Source organism: Kocuria sp. HMSC066H03 (assembly GCF_001812045.1).
Taxonomy (GTDB): domain Bacteria; phylum Actinomycetota; class Actinomycetes; order Actinomycetales; family Micrococcaceae; genus Kocuria; species Kocuria rhizophila.
This window is the reverse complement of sequence record NZ_KV807509.1, coordinates 507,288-528,552: the sequence shown is the minus strand read 5'-3', so window position 1 is coordinate 528,552 and position 21,265 is coordinate 507,288. Positions and strand designations below refer to the sequence as shown.

Annotated in this window: 15 protein-coding genes and 2 tRNA genes; 15 read left to right on the top strand and 2 right to left on the bottom strand. The window is 71.1% G+C overall.

What is annotated here, in order from left to right; translation table 11 throughout:
- Positions 1 to 81: 81 nt before the first annotated feature.
- Positions 82 to 155: transfer RNA gene (locus HMPREF2833_RS11170), tRNA-Gly, on the bottom strand.
- A gap of 186 nt (positions 156 to 341) precedes the next feature.
- Between HMPREF2833_RS11170 and HMPREF2833_RS11165 the strand changes: the two genes are divergently transcribed.
- The 6 genes from HMPREF2833_RS11165 to HMPREF2833_RS11140 all read left to right on the top strand — a co-directional run bounded on the left by HMPREF2833_RS11165 (position 342) and on the right by HMPREF2833_RS11140 (position 5,552).
- Positions 342 to 414: transfer RNA gene (locus HMPREF2833_RS11165), tRNA-Pro, on the top strand.
- Between the two features lie 102 nt (positions 415 to 516).
- Positions 517 to 1,845, top strand: a complete 1,329-nt coding sequence (tig, locus tag HMPREF2833_RS11160; RefSeq protein ID WP_019309017.1) for a trigger factor — start codon at positions 517 to 519, stop codon at positions 1,843 to 1,845.
- 234 nt (positions 1,846 to 2,079) lie between these two features.
- Positions 2,080 to 2,733: an ATP-dependent Clp protease proteolytic subunit gene (locus tag HMPREF2833_RS11155; RefSeq protein ID WP_039100550.1), complete on the top strand. Its 654-nt coding sequence runs from the start codon at positions 2,080 to 2,082 to the stop codon at positions 2,731 to 2,733.
- A 50-nt stretch (positions 2,734 to 2,783) separates the two neighbouring features.
- Positions 2,784 to 3,446 (top strand): ATP-dependent Clp protease proteolytic subunit, encoded by a 663-nt coding sequence (locus HMPREF2833_RS11150; protein ID WP_019309019.1) that lies wholly within the window; start codon positions 2,784 to 2,786, stop codon positions 3,444 to 3,446.
- Positions 3,447 to 3,622: 176 nt separating this feature from the next.
- On the top strand, positions 3,623 to 4,918 hold the full coding sequence (gene clpX, locus HMPREF2833_RS11145) for an ATP-dependent Clp protease ATP-binding subunit ClpX (RefSeq protein WP_070638266.1): 1,296 nt from the start codon (positions 3,623 to 3,625) through the stop codon (positions 4,916 to 4,918).
- A gap of 31 nt (positions 4,919 to 4,949) precedes the next feature.
- Entirely contained in the window at positions 4,950 to 5,552 is a 603-nt protein-coding gene (locus tag HMPREF2833_RS11140; protein WP_070638263.1) for a mycothiol-dependent nitroreductase Rv2466c family protein, read from the top strand.
- A 78-nt stretch (positions 5,553 to 5,630) separates the two neighbouring features.
- On the opposite strand, the gene valS is transcribed toward HMPREF2833_RS11140, so the two are convergent.
- Complete coding sequence (gene valS, locus HMPREF2833_RS11135) at positions 5,631 to 8,282, bottom strand: valine--tRNA ligase (protein WP_070638260.1); 2,652 nt, start codon at positions 8,280 to 8,282, stop codon at positions 5,631 to 5,633.
- A 196-nt stretch (positions 8,283 to 8,478) separates the two neighbouring features.
- On the opposite strand from valS, the gene HMPREF2833_RS11130 reads away from it, so the two are divergent.
- From HMPREF2833_RS11130 to HMPREF2833_RS11090, 9 genes are all read left to right on the top strand, one after another.
- Positions 8,479 to 9,279: an SDR family oxidoreductase gene (locus HMPREF2833_RS11130; protein ID WP_039100555.1), complete on the top strand. Its 801-nt coding sequence runs from the start codon at positions 8,479 to 8,481 to the stop codon at positions 9,277 to 9,279.
- Between the two features lie 120 nt (positions 9,280 to 9,399).
- Complete coding sequence (locus HMPREF2833_RS11125) at positions 9,400 to 10,461, top strand: ABC transporter substrate-binding protein (protein WP_070638257.1); 1,062 nt, start codon at positions 9,400 to 9,402, stop codon at positions 10,459 to 10,461.
- Between the two features lie 5 nt (positions 10,462 to 10,466).
- On the top strand, positions 10,467 to 11,567 hold the full coding sequence (locus HMPREF2833_RS11120) for a FecCD family ABC transporter permease (RefSeq protein ID WP_070638254.1): 1,101 nt from the start codon (positions 10,467 to 10,469) through the stop codon (positions 11,565 to 11,567).
- Positions 11,564 to 12,613, top strand: coding sequence for a FecCD family ABC transporter permease (locus HMPREF2833_RS11115; RefSeq protein WP_070638251.1), 1,050 nt, complete (start codon positions 11,564 to 11,566; stop codon positions 12,611 to 12,613). The genes HMPREF2833_RS11120 and HMPREF2833_RS11115 overlap by 4 nt, the downstream gene beginning before the upstream one ends.
- Entirely contained in the window at positions 12,610 to 13,656 is a 1,047-nt protein-coding gene (locus tag HMPREF2833_RS11110) for an ABC transporter ATP-binding protein (protein ID WP_070638247.1), read from the top strand. Before HMPREF2833_RS11115 ends, HMPREF2833_RS11110 begins: the two co-directional genes overlap by 4 nt.
- A complete protein-coding gene (locus HMPREF2833_RS11105; RefSeq protein WP_019309028.1) occupies positions 13,653 to 14,687 on the top strand; it encodes a siderophore-interacting protein in 1,035 nt (344 codons plus the stop codon). Before HMPREF2833_RS11110 ends, HMPREF2833_RS11105 begins: the two co-directional genes overlap by 4 nt.
- A gap of 107 nt (positions 14,688 to 14,794) precedes the next feature.
- Entirely contained in the window at positions 14,795 to 16,171 is a 1,377-nt protein-coding gene (cobA, locus tag HMPREF2833_RS11100) for a uroporphyrinogen-III C-methyltransferase (protein ID WP_070638244.1), read from the top strand.
- Between the two features lie 392 nt (positions 16,172 to 16,563).
- Positions 16,564 to 19,875, top strand: a complete 3,312-nt coding sequence (ileS, locus tag HMPREF2833_RS11095) for an isoleucine--tRNA ligase (protein WP_070638241.1) — start codon at positions 16,564 to 16,566, stop codon at positions 19,873 to 19,875.
- Positions 19,872 to 21,242 (top strand): bifunctional folylpolyglutamate synthase/dihydrofolate synthase, encoded by a 1,371-nt coding sequence (locus tag HMPREF2833_RS11090; protein ID WP_070638238.1) that lies wholly within the window; start codon positions 19,872 to 19,874, stop codon positions 21,240 to 21,242. The genes ileS and HMPREF2833_RS11090 overlap by 4 nt, the downstream gene beginning before the upstream one ends.
- Positions 21,243 to 21,265: the final 23 nt, after the last annotated feature.

The window sequence follows — 21,265 nt, the reverse complement described above, 5'->3', positions numbered from 1 at the left end:
GGCCCGCTGCGGTGACCGTGCGGCGTCGTCAAAATGCGGAGAACCCCGCAACGCCGGGCGCTGCGGGGTTCTCGGTGGGTCTGGAGGGGGCGACGGGAATCGAACCCGCGTAGCCAGTTTGGAAGACTGGGGCTCTACCATTGAGCTACGCCCCCGGTGACGTGAAAAGAGTACACGAGGCCCTCCCCGCCTTCCACTCGCCCGCGGTCCCGGGCCCCGATTTCCGGGCGTGGCCCCGCGACACGATAGAGTGGAACGTTGTCGGCCCGCTCCGAGTGGTCCGGCGCCCTCGTCCCGCGCTCGCGCGGGATCCCGCGGCCCGCCTGGCGAGCTCGCGACCACGGGGTGTAGCGCAGTGGCTAGCGCGCCTGCTTTGGGAGCAGGAGATCGCAGGTTCGAGTCCTGTCACCCCGACGTCTGGGCACCGCAGCACCCGTGCTGCAGCGCCCGTCGACCCACCGGACCGACCCCGGTCCGTTGCCGTAAGCACCCAACGACCCCAGGAGTACAGCGGAAGTGAAGAGCGCCGTCGAGAAACTCAACCCCACCGAGGCGAAGATCACGATTGACATCGCGTACGCGGATCTGAAGCCCTTCGTGCAGGAGACCTACAAGGAGCTGGCCAACCAGATCCAGATCCCCGGCTTCCGCAAGGGCAAGACGCCCTCCAAGCTCATCGACCAGCGCGTGGGCTTCGACTTCGTGGTGGAGAACGCCCTGAACGAGGGCCTCAACAACTTCTACCAGCAGGCCCTCACGGAGAACGAGCTGACCCCGCTCTCCCAGCCGCAGGTGGAGGTGCTCTCCAAGCCCGAGGAGAACGACCGCGAGGCCGACACCAAGGTGGAGATCTCCGTGGCCATCCGCCCCGAGATCGAGCTGCCCGACTACAAGGGCCTCGAGGTGGAGGTGGAGGCTCGCGAGGCCACCGCCGAGGACGAGCAGAAGGCCCTGGACGAGCTGCGCGCCCGCTTCGGCACCCTCAAGTCCGTGGACCGCCCCGCGGTCGAGGGTGACCACGTGACCCTGGACCTGCAGGCCCTGGTGGACGGCGACGAGGTCGACGCCGCCAACGACCTCTCCTACGAGGTGGGCTCCGGCACCATGCTCGAGGGCATCGACGAGGCCGTGACTGGTCTCTCGGCGGGCGAGGACGCCACCTTCGAGACCACCCTGGCCGGTGGCGAGCACTCCGGCGCCGAGGCCACCGTGAAGGTCAAGGTCACCGCCGTCAAGGAGCGCGAGCTGCCCGAGGCCGACGACGAGTTCGCCCAGCTGGCCTCCGAGTTCGACACCATTGCCGAGCTCAAGGAGGACCTGAAGAAGCAGGCCGCCGAGTCCGCCGTGGTGGAGCAGGGCATCGAGGCCCGCGACAAGGTCCTGGACAAGCTCGTGGAGCTCATCGAGGTCCCCGTGCCCGAGAAGGTCATCGAGGACCAGATCTCCCAGCACTTCGACTCCGAGCAGGCCCAGGCCTCCGCGGAGCCGGGCCACGACACCGAGGAGCACCGCGCCGAGGTCCGCAAGAACGCGGAGACCGCGTTCCGCAACGAGATCATTCTGGACGCCGTGGCCGAGGCCGAAGAGGTCGGCGTGGAGCAGTCCGAGCTGATCGACTACATCATCTCCATGTCCCAGCAGTACGGCATGGACCCGAACCAGTTCGCGCAGATGCTCGACGGTTCCGGCCAGGCCGGGATGATGGTGGGCGAGGTCCGCCGCCGCAAGGCGCTGGCCAAGGTTCTGGAGACCGCCAAGGTCACCGACACCAAGGGCAACACCGTGGACCTGTCCTCCTTCGTGGGCACCGCGGACGAGGACGCCGAGGCCTCCGACAGCGAGTGATCCTCCACTCCGCCCCGGCGGAGCACGCGTGAGACGACGCCGCGGCCGCCCCTTCACCGGGGGCGGCCGCGGCGTTTCGCCGTGGGCGTGCCACCATGCGCCACCAGCGAACAGCCCCGGGATCTGGGGCTGGGTGGACACGGTGAGCACTACGCTTCTGACTCAGGAAATGTACGTGGGCCCCGCGCTCGTCCGGCGAGCCGCGGCGACCCTTCCAGAAGAAAGAGGGCATTCATGACCTCCACTCCCCACCAGCCGTACGGTGCCGCACCGGCCTCTCCGCGCATGGAGGACATGGCGCCGGGCGGTCAGGACGACTACGTCTATAACCGTCTGCTCAAGGAGCGCATCATCTGGCTGGGCTCCGAGGTGAAGGACACCAACGCCAACCTCATCTGCTCGCAGATGCTGCTGCTCTCCGCCGAGGACCCCGAGGCGGACATCTTCCTGTACATCAACTCCCCGGGTGGCTCCGTGACCGCGGGCATGGCCATCTACGACACCATGCAGCTGATCCCCAACGACGTGGTCACCGTGGCCACCGGTCTGGCGGCGTCCATGGGGCAGTTCCTGCTCTCCTCCGGGACCAAGGGCAAGCGCTACGCGACCCCCAATGCCCGCATCCTCATGCACCAGCCCTCGGGCGGCATGGGCGGCACGGCCTCGGACATCCGCGTGCAGGCGGAGCTGATCCTCTCCATGAAGCAGCGCCTCGCGGAGCTCACCGCCGAGCAGACCGGGCAGACGCTGGAGACCATCCTGCGCGACAACGACCGCGACAACTGGTTCGACGCCCAGCGTGCCCTGGAGTACGGCTTCTTCGACCACATCGCGCAGTCCGCGAGCAACGTGACCGGCGGCGGCGGGACCATGAAGGACGCGCAGTAGTCGCGCCCCGCCCCGCCACGACACACCCACAGACTTCTCAGGACGGATTCATGAACCTCCCTCACGCCACTGCACCGCAGCTGCCCACCAGCCGCTACGTGATCCCCGACTTCGAGGAACGCACCCCGTACGGCTACCGCCGCCAGAACCCCTACACCAAGCTGTTCGAGGACCGCATCATCTTCCTGGGCGTCCAGGTGGACGACACCTCGGCGGACGACATCATGGCGCAGCTGCTCGTGCTGGAGTCCCAGGACCCGGACCGGGACATCACCATGTACATCAATTCCCCGGGCGGCTCGTTCACGGCCATGACGGCCATCTACGACACCATGCAGTACATCCGCCCGGAGATCCAGACCGTGTGCCTGGGCCAGGCGGCGTCGGCGGCGTCCGTGCTGCTGGCCGGCGGCACCCCGGGCAAGCGCCTCGCGCTGCCGAACGCCCGCGTGCTGATCCACCAGCCCGCCATGGAGGGCCAGGGCGGCGGCCAGGCCTCGGACATCGAGATCCAGGCCAACGAGATCATGCGCATGCGCACGTGGCTCGAGGAGACCATGGCGCTGCACACCAGCAAGAACGTTGAGGAGATCAACCGCGACATCGAGCGCGACAAGATCCTCACCGCCAAGGAGGCGCAGGAGTACGGGATCATCGACCAGGTCCTGGACTCCCGCAAGATCAACAAGCCCTCCACGGTGACCCAGGCCTGACGCGGTCTGTCACGGCGTGGAACGCGGCCACGGTGGGCACCCGGTGCCCGCCGTGGCCGCGTCCCGTTCGAGCGCCGGCGGGGTGCCCATGACACCGCGGTGGTGATTGGGTGCACCGCCCGCCCCTCGCCTAGAGTGGTCCCAGCACCCGCCACGACGAACTGTGAGGCTGACACATGGCGCGCATCGGAGAGAGCGTTGACCTGCTCAAATGCTCCTTCTGTGGCAAGAGCCAGAAGCAGGTGCGCAAGCTCATTGCGGGCCCGCGCGTCTACATCTGCGACGAGTGCATCGAGCTGTGCAACGAGATCATCGAGGAGGAGCTCACCGAGGTCCCGGAGACGGACCAGACGGAGCTCCCGCGCCCCCAGCAGATCTACGACCACCTCCAGGAGTACGTGATCGGCCAGGAACCCGCCAAGCGGGCGCTGGCCGTGGCGGTGTACAACCACTACAAGCGCATCCGCGCCGGGGTCTCCGGGCACACGCTCGCGATTGCTGGAGCGGAGGGGGAAGAAGAGGCCATCGAGGTGGCCAAGTCCAACATCCTCCTCGTGGGCCCCACGGGCTCGGGCAAGACCTACCTCGCGCAGTCGCTGGCCAAGAAGCTGGACGTGCCGTTCGCGGTCGCGGACGCCACGTCCCTGACGGAAGCCGGGTATGTCGGTGAAGATGTCGAGAATATTCTCCTCAAGCTCATCCAGGCCGCTGATTTCGATCTCAAGAAAGCGGAGCAGGGGATTATTTACATTGACGAGATCGACAAGATTTCTCGTAAATCGGAGAACCCCTCGATCACGCGTGACGTATCGGGCGAAGGGGTCCAGCAGGCGCTCCTGAAAATTCTCGAGGGCACCGTGGCGTCGGTGCCCCCGCAGGGCGGGCGCAAGCACCCCCAGCAGGAGTTCCTGCACCTGGACACCACCAACGTGCTGTTCATCGTGGCCGGTGCGTTCGCCGGTCTCGAGGAGATCGTGCAGCAGCGCACCGGCAAGAAGGGCATCGGCTTCGGCGCGCCCATCAAGGACACCACCGAGGTGGACATCGCCGGGCAGGTCCAGCCCGAGGACCTGTTGAAGTTCGGCCTGATCCCCGAGTTCATCGGCCGCCTGCCCGTGGTGACCACGCTGTCCAAGCTCTCGGTGGCGGACATGGTGCGGATCCTCACCGAACCGCGCAACGCGCTGGTCAAGCAGTACCGCAAGCTCTTCCAGCTGGACGGCGTGGAGCTCACCTTCGACCCCCAGGCGCTGGAGGCCATCGCGAAGCTCGCGCTCGAGCGCGGCACCGGTGCCCGCGGACTACGGGCCATCCTCGAGGACATCCTCATGCCCGTCATGTTCGACCTCCCGGGCCGGGACGACATCGCCGCCGTGCTCGTGACCGAGGACGCCGTGGCCAAGATCGCGGACCCCGAGATCTTCACGCACGAGATGATCGAGGCCGAGCGGCGTCGTCACAAGTCAGCGTGACACGCCGCACGAACCAACGAAAGGAACTCTCATGGCTGAGAAGCAGCACGTCGACTTCTGGTTCGACCCCCTGTGCCCGTGGGCATGGATGACCTCCCGCTGGATGGAGGAGGTCGTGCGCGTCCGTGACGTGGAGGTGGACTGGAAGATCATCTCCCTGGGCATCCTCAACGAGGACAACCCGGACAACCACCACCACGGCCACGACGAGTCCATGTGGCTCGTGCGCGTGGTCGAGGCGGCCGCGCAGCAGCACGGGGACGAGTACCGCAAGAAGCTCTACGACGCCATGGGCACGCGCCGCCACCCCCGCGGGATGGACAGCCTGGAGCAGATCATCACCGAGTCCCTCGCGGAGGTCGGGCTGCCCGCGGAGCTCGCGTCCGCCGAGGACTCCACGGACTACGACGCCGCCCTGCGCGCCTCCACGGACGAGGCCCGGGCCGTCGCGGGCAAGGACATCGGCACGCCCGTGATCGCCGTCAACGGCGTCGGCTTTTTCGGCCCCGTGTTCACCCCCGCGCCCAAGGGCGAAGAGGCCGGGAAGGTCTGGGACGGTGCGCTGGCGCTGGCCTCCTACCCGGGGTTCTACGAGCTCAAGCGCGGCCGCGAGAAGGGCCCCGACTTCAGCTGAGGCCTCCGACCCGTTCCGTAGACGGCGGGCCCCGGACGATGTCCGGGGCCCGCCGTTGTGTTTCTCCGGGGAACCGGGTCAGGCCTCCTCGGTCTGCTCCAGCTCCACGCCGCTCACGCTGAGCTCACCCTCGGCGGGGGAGAGCGTGAGGTCCGCGGCATTGCCCGCGGCCTTGAGGTCGTCGAGCCCGGCCCGCAGCTGCTCCAACTGGGCCGCGGGTGCGCTGACGGTGGCGAAGAGCACCGCGGTGCGCTGCTTGACCTTGGCCTCGGACTTGGACTTGCGCAGCCCGGACAGGGCCTCGCCCACCACGGTGAGCACCTCGGGGTCGCCCTCGGCCGCAAGACCGGCGTAGCCGTCGGTCACGGGCCAGGACGCACGGTGCACCGATCCGGTGCGCCACCAGGACCAGACCTCCTCGGTGGCGAACGGGATGAACGGCGCGAAGAGCCGCAGCACGGTATCCAGGGTGGTGGCCAGGGCCGCGTGCACGGACGACTGAGCCTCCTGCCCGCGGGAACCGTAGGCGCGGTCCTTCACGAGCTCCACGTAGTCGTCCGTGAACGTCCAGAAGAAGGACTCGATCAGCTGCAGCGCCCGGGCGTACTCGTACTCGCGGAACGCGGCGGTGGCGCGCTCCACCACCGTGGACAGCTGGGCCAGCAGAGAGCGGTCCAGGCCGTTGGTCACCACGGAGGCGTCCGTGCCGGAGCCCAGCACGGAGGCCTCGGTGACGCCCTGGGCCAGCACGAACTTGGAGGCGTTGAGCAGCTTGATGGCCAGGCGGCGCCCGATCTTCATCTGCCCCTCGTCGTACGCGGTGTCCGCTCCCAGGCGTGCCGAGGCCGCCCAGTAGCGCACGGCGTCCGCGCCGTACTTCTCGAGCACGTCCGTGGGGACCACCACGTTGCCCTTGGACTTGGACATCTTCTTGCGGTCCGGGTCCAGGATCCACCCGGACAGCGCCGTGTTGGTCCACGGCACGGAACCAGCCAGCGTCTCGGCGCGCACCACGGTGGAGAACAGCCACGTGCGGATGATGTCGTGGCCCTGCGGGCGCAGGTCCATGGGGAACGTCTTGGCGTGCAGCTCCTCGTCCACGCCCCATCCCGTGGCGATCTGCGGGGTCAGGGAGGAGGTGGCCCACGTGTCCAGAACGTCCGGGTCCGCCATGAACCCGCCGGGCTGGTCCCGCTGCTCCTCGGTGTAGCCCGGGGCGGTGTCCGCGGCGGGGTCCACCGGCAGCTGCTCGGGGGAGGGCAGCACGGGGTGCTCGTAGTCCGGCTCCCCGGAGGCGTCCAGCGGGTACCAGACCGGGAAGGGCACGCCGAAGAAGCGCTGGCGGGAGATCAGCCAGTCCCCGTTGAGGCCCTCGATCCAGTTCTCGTAGCGGGAGCGCATGAACGAGGGGTGCCAGGCCATCTCGCGGCCGCGCTGGATCAGCACGTCGCGGCGCTCGGCGTCCCGGCCACCGTTGCGGATGTACCACTGGCGGGAGGTGACCACCTCGAGGGGCTTGTCGCCCTTCTCGTAGAAGTTCACGGGGTGCATGATCTTCTTCGGCTCGCCGTCCAGGTCCCCGGACTCGCGCAGCATGTCCACCACGGCCTTCTGCGCGGAGAACACGGTCTTGCCGGCCACCTCCGCGTAGCGCTCGGCGGGGGTGCCGTCCGCGATCCACTCGGGCTGCTCGGCCTGGAAACGGCCGTCGCGTCCGATCAGGGCCCGCGTGGGCAGGTCCAGCTCACGCCACCACGTCACGTCCGTGAGGTCGCCGAACGTGCAGATCATGGCGATGCCCGAGCCCTTGTCCGGCTTGGCCAGGGCGTGGGCACGCACCTCCACCTCCACGTCGAACAGTGGGGAGCGCACGGTGGTGCCGAAAAGGTGCTGGTAGCGCTCGTCGTCCGGGTGGGCCACCAGGGCCACGCACGCGGGCAGCAGCTCGGGGCGGGTGGTCTCGATGAAGACCTTCTCGCCGTCCGGGCGGTGGAACGAGACCCGGTGGTAGGCGCCCTCGCGCTCCCGGTCCTCCAACTCGGCCTGGGCCACCGCGGTGCGGAACGTGACGTCCCACATGGTGGGTGCCTCGGCCATGTAGGCGTTGCCGGCCTCGTAGTCCTTGAGGAACGCGAGCTGTGAGACCTTGCGGGAGTGCGCGTCGATCGTGCGGTAGGTGCGGTTCCAGTCCACGGACAGGCCCAGCGTGGAGAACAGGTGCTCGAAGACCTTCTCGTCCTCCACGGCGAGCTCCTCGCACAGCTCGATGAAGTTCTGGCGGGAGACCACGTCCCAGTCCCGCTGGTTCTTGGCGGGCTTCTCGGGCGGGCGGTAGCCCTCCACGTACGGGCGGCCGGGCTCGCAGCGCACGCCGTAGTAGTTCTGTACGCGGCGCTCGGTGGGCAGGCCGTTGTCGTCCCAGCCCAGCGGGTAGAACACGTTCTTGCCGCTCATGCGCTGGAAGCGGGCGATCACGTCCGTCTGCGTGTAGGAGAACATGTGCCCCACGTGCAGGGAGCCGGACGCCGTGGGCGGGGGAGTGTCGATGGAGTACACGGACTCCCGGTCCGTGTCCTCGCGGAACGCGTAGGTCCCGTTCTCGCGCCACTGCGCGGCGTACTTCTCCTCCAGGCCCTCCAGGGCCGGCTTATCCGGAACGCTCACCGTGGCGGTGGTCGCTGCGTGGTCGGGGGTCTCGGGCGTGTCTGTACCCGTCATCTCGTGTGCCATGCGCCCAGTCTCTCACGGGGTTTTTCCCCGCTTCGAATCCCCGGGGGACGACGCCGCCCGGTCACCGGTGCGCGTCAGGGCCCGTCCCCACCGCCGGGTCCACGCACCAGCGAGACGTTGCCCGGCACCCGGCCCGGGAACGCACGCGGGCACCGAGACCCGGCCGTGCGGCGTCGTGCTCCGTAGACTGCGGGGCATGACGCAGAACACGGAATCGGCATACGGCACCCCCGGCACCGCGGGGACGGGCAAGGTGGCGGTGGTCTCGGGTGCGAGCACGGGGATCGGCGAGGCCACGGTGCGGCGGCTGCGCGCGAGCGGGTGGACGGTGTACGCCGTGGCCCGGCGCGAGGAGCGGCTCGCCGAACTCGCGGAGCAGACCGGGGCGATCTCCGCGCCCACGGACGTGACCGACCAGGGTCAGGTGGACGCGCTGCGGGACCGCGTGCTCACCGAGCAGGGGACCGTGGACGCGGTGCTCAACATCTCCGGCGGGGCGCGCGGCACGGACTCCGTGGCGGACGCGGACCCCGAGGGCTGGCAGTGGATGTACGAGGTCAACGTGCTGGGCACCCTGCGGGTGACCCGCGCGTTCCTGCCCGCGCTGCGCGCCAACGGACGGGGCACGGTGCTGAACCTCACCTCCCTGGCCGCGATCCGTGCGTACGAGGGCGGTGCCGGGTACAACGCCGCCAAGTACGCCGAGCGCGCGATGACCGAGGCGCTGCGGCTCGAGGAGGCCGAGCACAACGTGAGGGTGGTCGAGATCGCGCCCGGGCTCGTGCACACCCCCGAGTTCTCCCTCAACCGACTGGGCGGGGACCGGACCGCCGCGGAGAAGGTCTACGCGGGCGTGGCCGAGCCGCTTACCGGGGAGGACGTCGCGGAGGTCTGTGCGTTCGCGGTGGAGCTGCCGCACCACGTGAACATCGACACGCTGACCCTCAAGCCCGTGGCCCAGGCGGCACCGCACAAGGTGATCCGCACCACCTCCTGACCGGTGGTTCCGCGCCGATGCGGGGAACGTGCGCACCGGTGTGGTCAGCCCACTTGCGGGTTTTCAAGCGGGTGAATTAGGTTAGGCAAGCCTTATCAAATTCACCGCTCGAGGAGAGCCATGTCCAGCGACCCCTCCCAGACCCGTCGTCAGCTCAGCCGCCGCTCCCTGCTCGGATCCGGCCTGGCCGTGGCCTCCCTGATGGGGCTTGCGGCGTGCTCCACCGGATCCCGGGACGGCGGCGGCTCGGACGCCGCACCGGGTGCCTCGACGTCCTCCACGCCCACCGACACGTTCCCCGTGACCGTGAAGCACGCCCTGGGGTCCACCACCGTGGAGAACGCCCCCGAGCGCGTGGTGTGCGTGGGTGCGAGCAACACCCAGGACTTCGTGGCCGCACTCGGCGTGGTTCCCGTGGGCATGACCAAGGTGGCGTGGGGCGGCAACGACAAGGGCTCCACCGACTGGTTCGACGCCAAGGTCTCCGAGCTGGGCGGGACGGCGCCCAAGACCATCGACGAGTCCGACGGCGTGAACTTCACCGAGATCGCCCAGCTCAGCCCGGACCTGATCATCGCCGTGAACTCCGGGCTCACCGCGGAAGAGTACGGGCGCCTGACCAAGATCGCCCCCACGGTGGCCTACCCCACGGGCCCGTGGGTGAACTCGTGGCAGGACATGCAACGGCTCACCGCCAAGGCCCTGGGGCGCTCCCAGGCCGGTGACGAGCTGATCTCCCAGACCGAGGAGCTCATCCGCACCCGCTCCGAGGAGCTCGGGGACGCCAAGGGCAAGAGCTTCATCTACGGGGACGTCTCCCAGGCCCTCGGCTTCTACGGCCCCTCGGACGGCCGCCCCCGCTTCTTCACCGAGCTCGGCCTGACCCTGGCGCCCGTGGTCACCAAGAACGTCTCCGAGAAGGAGTTCTGGCGCGAGTGGCCCAAGGAGCGCGCGGACGAGCTCACGAGCGACCTCTTCGTGGCCGCCGCCGAGGACGAGGCGCAGGCGGAAAAGTTCCGCACCGACTCCGTGCTCAAGACCATCCCGGCGATTGCCGCCGGCCACGGGCTGTTCCTGACGACCAAGCAGGACGTGCTCTCGGGCTACTCGTCCTCGCCGCTGTCCCTGCCGCGCGCCTTGGACACCCACGTCCCGGCGATCAAGAACGCCCTGGGGGCCTAGCCTCCGTGCCCGCCAGCACCCCCCTCACACGCTCCGGCGCCGCGGACACCGCCGGTGCCCACGCCCCGCGCATCTCCTCTGCGGGGCGCCCGGGGCGCAGGGTCCTGCCCTGGCTCGTCATGGCGGTCGTCCTCCTCGTGGCGGTGGTCCTCTCGATCTCGTGCGGCTCCCGCCCGATCGACCTCGCGAGCACGTGGCGTGTGGTGCCGCAGGTCTTCGGCGGTGATCCCGGCGCTGTGCCGGGTGTGCCCCCGCTCGACGGCGCCGTGGTGGAGTCCCGCGTGTGGCGCACCGCCGCCGGGGTGCTCACCGGAGCGGCCCTGTCCGTGGCGGGTGCCCTGCTGCAGGGAGCCACCCGCAACCCGCTCGGCGATCCGGGAATTCTGGGGCTCACGGCCGGTGCCGCGTTCGCGGTGGTGACAGGCGGCGCGCTGTTCGGACTGTCGGGTGTGGCGAACCAGCTGTGGCTGGCCGCGCTGGGCTCGGCCGTGGCCATGGTCGCGGTGTACGGGCTGGCCACTGCCGCCCGCGGCGGGGCGCGTCCCGTGACGCTGGCCCTCACGGGTGCGGCCGTGTCCGCGGGGCTCACCGCGCTCACGAGCGCGATCCTGCTGAGCCACCAGGCCACGTTCGACACCTTCCGGCGCTGGCAGGTGGGGGAGCTCACCCGCCCGGACGGCACCTTCCTGGTGGTGGCCACCCCGGTGGTCGTCGCGGGTCTGGTGCTCGGCTGGTGCCTGGCCCGCTCCCTGGACACCCTCACGCTCGGGGACGCCCTGGGCCGGGGGCTCGGAACCCACCCGGCCCTGACCCGCGGACTGGTCGGTGTGGCCGTGGTGCTGCTGGCGGGCACGTCCACCGCGCTGGTGGGCCCGCTCGTGTTCTCCGGGCTGCTCGTGCCCCACGCCGTGCGCGCGGTGGTGGGTGTCTCCTACCGGCGGGTGATCCCGGCGTGCCTGCTCGCGGGACCGGCCATCGTACTGCTCGCGGACGTCGTGGCGCGCGTGCTGGTCCCAGACCGGGAGATCCAGGTGGGGATCGCCCTGGTCGTGATCGGCGCCCCTGCCCTCGTGGCCGTGCTGCGCGGTAGGACGGTGGCGGCATGAGCGCAGCGCTGCAGCTCCCGTCCCGCGCGGAGACGGTCGACGCCGTCCGCGCGGGACGGACCCGCACGCGTCGCCGCACCCGGAGGGTCACCCTCCTGCTGCTGCTCGTGCTGGCCGTGGCGTCCTTCGCCCGCATCGCGCTCGGCAAGTACGTGGTGGCGGTTCCGGACCTGCTCGCGGTGCTGGCCCACGACTACGACGGCCCGGCGGACTACATCGTGTGGCAGATCACCCTGCCCCGCACGGTCCTGGGAATCCTCACGGGCACCGCCTTCGGACTCGCGGGCCACCTGTTCCAGCGCGTGCTGCGCAACCCGCTGGCCTCCCCGGACATCATGGGCGTCTCCTCCGGCGCGGGACTCGGTGCGGTGGTGGCGATCACCGCGGGACTCTCCGGGGCCGCGGTGACGGTCAGCGCGCTGGCGGGTGGCTTCGGTCTGATGCTGGCGGTCATCCTCGCCGCCGGGGGCACGCATGCCAGCATCGGCAAGCTCGTGCTCACCGGTGTGGCCGGGGGTGCCCTCACCGGGGCGGCCATCAACGGCGTGCTCACCCGTGCAGACATCTACGCCGCGCAGGACGCGATGCAGTGGCTCACCGGTTCGCTCAATGCCGCCTCGTGGCAGGACATCGCGCAGGTGGGGCTCTGCCTGCTCGTGCTGCTGCCCCTGTGCGCGGTGCTCACGCCCGCCGTGGACGCCCTCGGCACCGGGGATGCGCTCGCCGCTGGGTTGGGCGTGCGGGTGCAGAGCGTGAGGCTCATCGCGCTCGCCCTCGCGGTGACCCTGGTGGCGGTGGCCGCGGCCACCGTGGGGCCCGTGGCGTTCGTGTCCTTCATGGCCGCACCCATCGCGCGCGGCATCGGTGGCGGCGCCGGGCACGCGCACCACGCGGCCCTCGTGGGTGCGGTGCTCATGGTCGTCTCGGACTACGTGGCCGCCGAGGCGCTGCCCAACCTGGCGCTGCCCGTGGGCGTGGTCACCGCGGCTGCCGGCGCCCCCGCGCTGCTGTGGCTGCTCATCGGACGAGGAAAGGCGGAGGCATGAGCCCCGAGGACGAGCTCAGGGACACCGCGGCGAGCCCGCGGCACGAGGCCCGGCCCGCAGAAGCGGCGAGCGCCGCGCGGACCGTCCGGGCGGCGTCGTCCGAGGTGGCCGTGCGCGGACTGCGTGCCGGCTACCGCGGCGCACCCGTGCTCACGGACGTGGACGTCACGTTCCCAGCGGGGCGCGTCACGGCGCTCGTGGGCGCCAACGGCTGCGGCAAGTCCACGCTGCTCCGCACGTGCGCGCGCCAGCTGACCCCCACCGCCGGAGAGGTGCTCGTGGGCGGGGAGGACGTCCGCGGCTGGCACCGCACCCGTTTTGCGCAGACGGTGGGCTTCCTGCCGCAGGACCCCGTGGCGCCGGAGGGGGTGAGCGTGCGGGAGCTGGTCTCGCGCGGTCGCCACCCGCACCGCGGTGCCTTCGGGCGCTGGCGCGCGGAGGACGACGCCGCCGTGGCCGAGGCGCTCGAGCTCACCGGTCTGCGCGATCTCATGGACCGCCACGTGACCGACCTCTCCGGAGGCCAGCGACAGCGCGTGTGGATCGCCCTGGCCCTGGCCCAGCAGACCGAGGTGCTGCTGCTGGACGAGCCCACCACCTACCTGGACATCGCCCGCCAGGTGGAGATCCTGGACATCCTGTGCGAGCTGCAGCGTGCCCGGGGGATCACCTTGGTGATGGTGCTGCACGAGCTGTCCCTGGCCGCGCGCTACGCGGACGTGCTCGTGGCCATGAAGGCCGGCCAGGTGGTGGCCCGCGGCGGGGCGGAGGAGGTCATGACCGACGAGGTGGTCGGTCGCGTGTTCGACATGGACGCCCGCGTGCTGCACGATCCCGTGACCGACGCCCGCGTGGTGATCCCGCTGTCGGCGGGCCGGTCGCGTGCCCCGGGAATTGCGGGGGCCGAGACCCCGGCGGATGCCACGGTCGGATCGGCGGCTCGGACGGCGGCCGGACCCACGTCCGGGCCACGGACCGGTACGGCCCGGCCGTACCCGGACGCCCGGGACGAGAACGAGGAGAACGGGGAGGTGCCCGCATGACCCAGCTGGCGTGCGTGGACGCCACGGTGACCCGGCGCGAGGAGCTCAGCGAGCACCTCGTGCGGGTGCACGTGGCGGGGGAGCAGCTGAGGACCATGCCGTGGGGTGAGCAGGGCCCCGGGCCCCGGGCGGACTCCTACGTCAAGCTGCTCATCCCGCCCGCCGGTGGAGCGGTGGACGTGGATGTCGCCGACATGGCCCGCTGGCGCCGCGAGTTCATGGCCGCCCCGCGTGAGGAGGCTGGATGGATGCGCACCTACACCGTGCGGGACGCCACCACGGTGGAGCTCGCGGGGCAGCGGGTGCCGGAGCTCGCGATCGACGTGGTGCTGCACGGGGACGCCGAGCACGGCATGGGCCCGGGTGCCGCGTGGGGCGACACGGTCCGCGCAGGGGACTCCGCGCGGCTGCTCGTACCCTCCGGCGACTCCGCGTGGTGGGCCGCATGGGATGACGGCCGTGCGGCCGGCCAGGACGTGGTGATCGCGGGGGACGAGACGGCACTGCCCGCGATCTCCGCGATCGTGGACGGCGTGGAGCAGCGGGTTCGGGTCAACCGCCCGGCGGGCGGGGCGTACGAGCCCCCGCGCTCCATCACCGTGGCCGTGGAGGTCCCCGAGGAGGCCGACGCTGTCCCGGGTGCGGGTCCGCGGGCACTGGCCCGGGCGGCGTCGTGCGACGAGCCCGGCGCCCACCGCGTGGTCCTGGACGGCGGCACCGAGCTGGTCTGGGCCTGGCTGCCGCGCGGCGCCCGCGAGCGCAACCTGGCCCTGGAGCTGTGGCTGTGGGAGCGGCTCGCGGAGCACGCCCGCCGGTACTGGGCGGTGGGCCACACGGAGCTGGCGTCCTGGCAGGACGAGTCCGAGTTCGTGTGGGCCACGGCGCGCCCCGAGGGCCGCGGCACGTACTGGTTCCTCGCGGCGGAGTCCTCGGCCGTGAAGTCCATGCGCCGGATGTGCGTCAGCGGCGGGGTGCCCAAGGCGGACATCTCGTTCATGGGCTACTGGAAGCAGGGTGCCGCGACCGAGTGAGGCCCGTCCGGGGAGTGTGACGCCCCGTGACGGCCGGGGTACGGGGCCACGGACCCGCACGTAGCATGGCGGTTTCCGTTCCGCCGTCGCTCAGGAGTGCCCCGCCCATGACCTACCCCCTGGGTCTGAACCTCTCCGGCCGCCGGGTGCTCGTGGTGGGTGCCGGGCCGGTGGCCGCGCGGCGGGTGCCCGCGCTGCTCACCGAGGGTGCGGCCGTCGAGCTCGTGGCGCCGGGCGCCCACGAGGACCTGCGGGCACTCGCGGAGGCCGGGGAGCTGACGTGGCACCGCCGGGGCTTCCGCCCTGAGGACGTGGCCGGGGCGTGGCTCGTGCTGGCCCACACGGACTCGCCCGCCGTCCAGGACCTCGTGACCCGCACCGCCGAGCAGCACCGGGTCTTCTGCGTCACGGGTGGCGACGCCGCCGCGTCCAGCGCGTGGGTCCCGGCCGTGACGCGGGCCCACGGGGTCACCGTGGCCGTCAACGCGGGCGGGGACCCACGGCGTGCCAAGGCCGTCACCGCGTGGATCGCGGCACGCCTGGAGACCGGGGAGATCCCGGTCAGGGCGCGGCGCTCGCGGGAGGGCGCCTCGTCGCCAGGAGGGACCGACGGGCCCGCACTCCCCAGCTCCGCGGGCCCCTCCCCGCACCAGGGCGGCCGTGTGGCGCCGGGTCCCCGCATTGACCAGACTGACGAGGCACGCATCGGCGACGTCCCTGCTCAGCTCGGCTCCCGGTCCAGCGACCACCTCGAACCGGACGCCCAGCAGCCGGGAACCGTGGCCCTCGTGGGCGGTGGACCGGGCGACCCCGGGCTCCTCACGGTGCGGGGCCGCCACCTTCTGGCCGGCGCGGACGTGGTGGTCGCCGACCGGCTGGGCCCCACGGACCTGCTCCCGGCGCTCGCGGAGCACGCGGAGATCATCGACGTGGGCAAGCGCGCCGGCTACCACAAGGTCACGCAGGACCGGATCAACCAGACGCTCGTGGACCAGGCCCGGGCGGGGCGCCGGGTGGTGCGGCTCAAGGGCGGGGACCCGTACGTGTTCGGCCGCGGCGGGGAGGAGGTGGAGTTCTGCCACGCCCACGGGATCGCCACCGAGGTGGTTCCGGGAGTCACCTCCGCGATCTCCGTGCCCGCGGCCGCCGGGATCCCCGTGACGCACCGGGACATGGCCCACGGCTTCACGGTCATCACCGCCCACGAGGAGCTGCGCCACGTCCCGTACCGCGAGGGCCACACGCTGATCCTCATGATGGGGGTGCGCGGCCTCGCGCGGACAGCGGAGACGCTGCTCGCCGCGCGCTACCCCCGGGACCTGCCCGTGGCTGTGGTGGAACGGGGCTGGACGCCCACGCAGCGCACCACGCTCGCGCCGTTGGCGGACGTCGCGCGCACGGCCGAGGAGCGAGGGGTGCGGGCCCCGGCTGTGATCCTCGTGGGCCGGGTCGCCGCCCTCGGGCGCACCGACCCGCGGCCCTGACCGCGACCGTGTCCTGCTGCGGGCGGCACCCGGGAGCAGCTGCGGCTGCCGTCTCCTGGGCGGAGCAACCCCGTCCTGCGGATCGCCCGCCGCCCCCAGGCAGAGGACGGACGTGGACGACGCCGCCCGGCGCGCTATCATGGGCGGGTGCGTCTCGTGCGCGCGGGCGCTGATCCGGCCATCACCGGGGAGCCCTTCCGGAAGAACCGGCCCGTGCGGGCCTCAGTAGAACCGGACGACTCGGGTCCGTGACAGCCCCCAATGAGCGGCTCGCGGCGTCGTCGGCATCCCCGGCGGCGTGGCGGACAAGCGAGGTGGTACCGCGCCACCGGCGCCCCGTGCGCCAGGGCGTCCTCGCATCCTGAACCACCGGCACCTCAGGATGGAGCACCGTGACCGACTCATTCGTGTACCCCAAGGCGAGCACCGACCCCGACGCCCAGGGCGTCCCCGCGGCCCCGCGTCTGCCCGCGGTCGAGGAGCGCGTCCTCGACTACTGGAAACGTGACGACACCTTCCAGGCGAGCATCGACCAGCGCGACAGCGGCACGGACGGCTCCAACGAGTTCGTCTTCTACGACGGCCCGCCCTTCGCCAACGGTCTGCCGCACTACGGGCACCTTCTCACCGGCTACGTCAAGGACCTCGTGGCTCGCTACCAGACGCAGCAGGGGCGCCGCGTGGAGCGCCGCTTCGGCTGGGACACCCACGGGCTGCCCGCGGAGCTCGAGGCCATGAAGCAGCTCGGGATGACCGACAAGCAGGACATCGAGGCCATGGGCATCGACACGTTCAACGACGCCTGCCGCGCCTCCGTGATGAAGTACGCCTCCGAGTGGCAGGACTACGTGACCCGCCAGGCCCGCTGGGTGGACTTCGACAACGACTACAAGACGCTGAACCCGGAGTACATGGAGTCCGTGATCGGCGCGTTCAAGGCCCTGGACGACAAGGGCCTGGTCTACTCCGGCTACCGCGTGCTGCCGTACTGCTGGAAGGACGAGACGCCGCTGTCCAACCACGAGCTGCGCATGGACGACGACGTCTACCAGATGCGCCAGGACACCTCCGTGACCGTGGCGTTCCGGCTCTCCGAGGACACCTCGTGGGCCGCGCACCCGGAGGTCGCCGCCGAGCTGGCGGGCGCGGAGGCCATCGCGTGGACCACCACGCCCTGGACCCTGCCCACCAACGAGGCCCTCGCGGTGGGCCCCGCCATCGACTACGTGCTGGTGCCCGGTGCTGGGGACCTGGCCGGACGCCGCTTCCTCGTGGCCGCCGAACTCGCGGGCAGCTACGCCAAGGACCTCGGCTACGGTGACGCCGAGGACCCGGCCGCCGCCGTGCGCGAGGCCGTGACCGCCCACTACACGGGCGAGCAGCTCGCGGGCATCCGCTACGCCCCGCTGTGGGACTACTTCACCGACGACGAGCGCTTCGGCACCGCCCAGGCCTGGCAGATCCTCGTGGCGGACTACGTGACCACCACGGACGGCACGGGCATCGTGCACCAGGCTCCCGCCTACGGCGAGGACGACCAGCAGGTGTGCGCCGAGCACGAGATCCCCGTGGTGCTCTCCGTGGACGAGGGCGGGCGCTTCTACGACCTCTTCACGAACGAGTCCCTGGCCGCCGGGGCGCCGCTCGCGGAGCTCGCCGGGCACAACGTGTTCGACAAGGAGGTGGCGCGCACCGTGATCCGGGATCTGCGGGCCCGCGGCGCGCTGCTGCGCGAGGCCTCCTACGAGCACTCCTACCCGCACTGCTGGCGCTGCCGGAATCCCCTGATCTACCGCGCGGTGTCCTCGTGGTTCGTGAGCGTCACGGCCATCAAGGACCGCATGCTGGAGCTGAACCAGCAGATCAACTGGATCCCCGGCAACGTCAAGGACGGTCAGTTTGGCAAGTGGCTCGAGAACGCCCGGGACTGGTCCATCTCCCGCAACCGCTACTGGGGCTCGCCCATCCCCGTGTGGGAGTCGGACGATCCCAACCACCCGCGCCGCGACGTCTACGGCTCCCTCGCGGAGCTGGAGGCGGACTTCGGGCGCCTGCCCCGCAACGCCGCCGGCGAGGTGGACCTGCACCGGCCGTGGATCGACGAGCTGACCCGCCCCAACCCGGACGACCCCACGGGTAAGTCCGTGATGCGCCGCGTTCCCGAGGTGCTGGACGTGTGGTTCGACTCCGGGTCCATGCCCTACGCGCAGGTGCACTACCCCATGGAGAACCGTGAGTGGTTCGAGACCCACAACCCCGGTGACTTCATCGTGGAGTACATCGGCCAGACCCGCGGCTGGTTCTACACGCTGCACATCCTGGCCACCGCGCTGTTCGACCGCCCGGCGTTCCGCAACGTGATCTCCCACGGGATCGTGCTGGGCTCGGACGGGCAGAAGATGTCCAAGTCCCTGCGCAACTACCCGGACGTCAACGAGGTCCTGGACCGGGACGGCTCGGACGCCATGCGCTGGTTCCTGATGTCCTCGCCCATCCTGCGCGGCGGGAACCTGGTGGTGACCGAGCAGGGCATCCGTGACGGCGTGCGGCAGATGATCCTGCCGCTGTGGAACGTCTACCACTTCTTCGGGCTCTACACGAACGCCGCCCGCGGGGGAGAGGGCTACGACGCCCAGGCGCGGTACGAGGCCGAGCACGTGATGGACCGCTACATCCTGGCCGAGACCGGCGCCCTGGTGACGGACGCCAAGCGGCTCTTCGACGAGTACGACATCTGGGCCGCCGCCGAACGCCTGCGCGCCTACATGGACACGCTCACCAACTGGTACGTGCGCCGGTCCCGCGAGCGCTTCTTCGAGGAGGACACCGAGGCGTTCGACGTGCTCTACACGTGCCTCGAGACCGTGTGCCGCGTGGCCGCCCCGCTGCTGCCGCTGGTCACCGAGGAGATCTGGCGCGGGCTCACCGGCGGGCGCTCGGTGCACCTGACCGACTGGCCCGACGCCTCCCTGTTCCCGCGGGACGAGGCCCTGCTCACCGCCATGGAGCGCACGCGCGCCATCTGCTCCGCGGGCTCAGCACTCCGCAAGGCCAGCAGCCTGCGCGTGCGCCAGCCGCTCGCCGGCATGACCGTGGCCGTGCCCGGGGCGCAGGCGCTCGCGGGCACGTTCCAGGAGATCGTCGCGGACGAGCTGAACCTCAAGTCCGTCACGCTGGTGGACACGGACGAGGTCTCGGCCGCCGACTACGGCATCTCCCAGGAACTCAAGGTCAACGCGCGCGCCGCCGGTCCCCGGCTCGGCAAGCAGGTGCAGCAGGTCATCAGGGCCACCAAGGCGGGCGACTGGTCCGTGGCCGAGGACGGCGGCGTCGTCGCCGGCTCGGTGGCGCTGGAGGAGGGCGAGTACGAGCTGGTCACGGTGGTCGACGACGCCGCGGGGTCCTCCGCGCGCGCCGTCACCGTGCTGCCCGGCGGCGGTTTCCTGGTGCTGGACACCGAGCTGACCGACGAGCTGCGCGCCGAGGGCGTGGCCCGGGACATGGTCCGTGCGATCCAGCAGGCCCGCAAGGACGCTGGGCTGGTGGTCTCGGACCGGATCCGCACCACGCTCCACGCCGACGCCGCGACGCTGGCCGCGGTGGGCGCGCACCGCGAGCTCGTGCAGGGGGAGACCCTCACCCGGGAGCTGGAGCTGGTGGAGGCCACGAACCTGGACGTCACCGTGGCGGTGGTGGACGCATGAGCGGCGCCACCGAGCACGAGAACTTCGCGTCCGTCGAGGAGATCTACCAGGGGCTGCTGGCCCGGGCGCCGGAGCACAGGATGGCGCCGCGCCTGGACGCCATGCAGCTCGCGGTCTCCGCGCTGGGGGACCCGCACCGCAGCGCCCCCGTGGTGCAGGTGACCGGGACCAACGGCAAGACGTCGACGGCGCGCATGGTCGAGTCCCTGCTGCTCGCCCACGACCTGCGGGTGGGCCGCTACACGAGCCCGCACCTGGAGCGCGTGACCGAGCGGATCAGCATCGACGGCGAGCCCGTCTCCGACGAGACCTTCGTTCGGATCTACACGGAGATCGCCCCGTACCTGGACCTCGTGGACCGTCACCTGGAGGGCGAGGGGGCCCCGCGCCTGACGTACTTCGAGACCCTCACGGTGCTGGCGTTCGCGGTGTTCGCGGACGAGCCCGTGGACGTGATGGTCCTGGAGGTCGGGATCGGCGGCTCGTGGGACGCCACCACCGTGGCGGACGCCGCGGTCTCCGTGGTCACGCCCATCGACCTGGACCACACGGACATCCTCGGCGACACCGTGGAGGACATCGCCCGCGAGAAGGCCGGGATCGTCAAGCCGGGCGGGTTCCTCGTGAGCTCCGCCCAGCAGCCGGGTGCGGCCCAGGTGCTGCTCGAACGCGCGCAGGAGCTGGGAGTCCCCTTCCGCTTCGAGGGCGTGGAGTTTTCCGTGACCGCGCGCACCACCGCCGTGGGCGGGCAGGTCATCACCGTCCAGGGCCTCGCGGGCGAGTACCCGGACGTGATGCTCCCGCTGTTCGGCGCGCACCAGGCGCAGAACGCGGCGGTCGCGATTGCCGCGGTGGAGGCGCTGCTCGGCGGTGGCGAGAAGCCGCTGAACCCCGAGCTCGTGAGCGAGGGTCTGGGCGCGGTGTCCTCGCCCGGTCGCCTCGAGCTCGCGCGCAAGGCTCCGCCCGTGGTCCTCGACGCCGCCCACAACCCGCACGGGCTCGTGGCCTCCGCCGCGGCCGTGCGCGAGGGGTTCACGTTCAGCAAGCTCAACCTGGTGGTCGGGGTGCTGGGGGACAAGGACGTGGAGACCATGATGCGGGTGCTCGCGGACGAGTACCACGAGTTCGATCTGGAGCTGTGGTGCACCGCGTCCCACTCCCCGCGGGCGGTGCCCCCGGCGGAGCTCGCGGAGATCGCCGTTGACATGGGCTTCGACGAGGACGCCGTGCACGTGGCCGAACGTCTCGACGACGCGTGCTCCGCCGCCATCCAGGACGCCGCCGCCCGTGAGCAGTTCGACGGCGCGGTGCTCGTCACCGGCTCCATCACCGTGGTGGGTGAGGCCCGTGCGCTGCTCGGCCTGTGACCCCTCGACCGCACCCCTGCTGT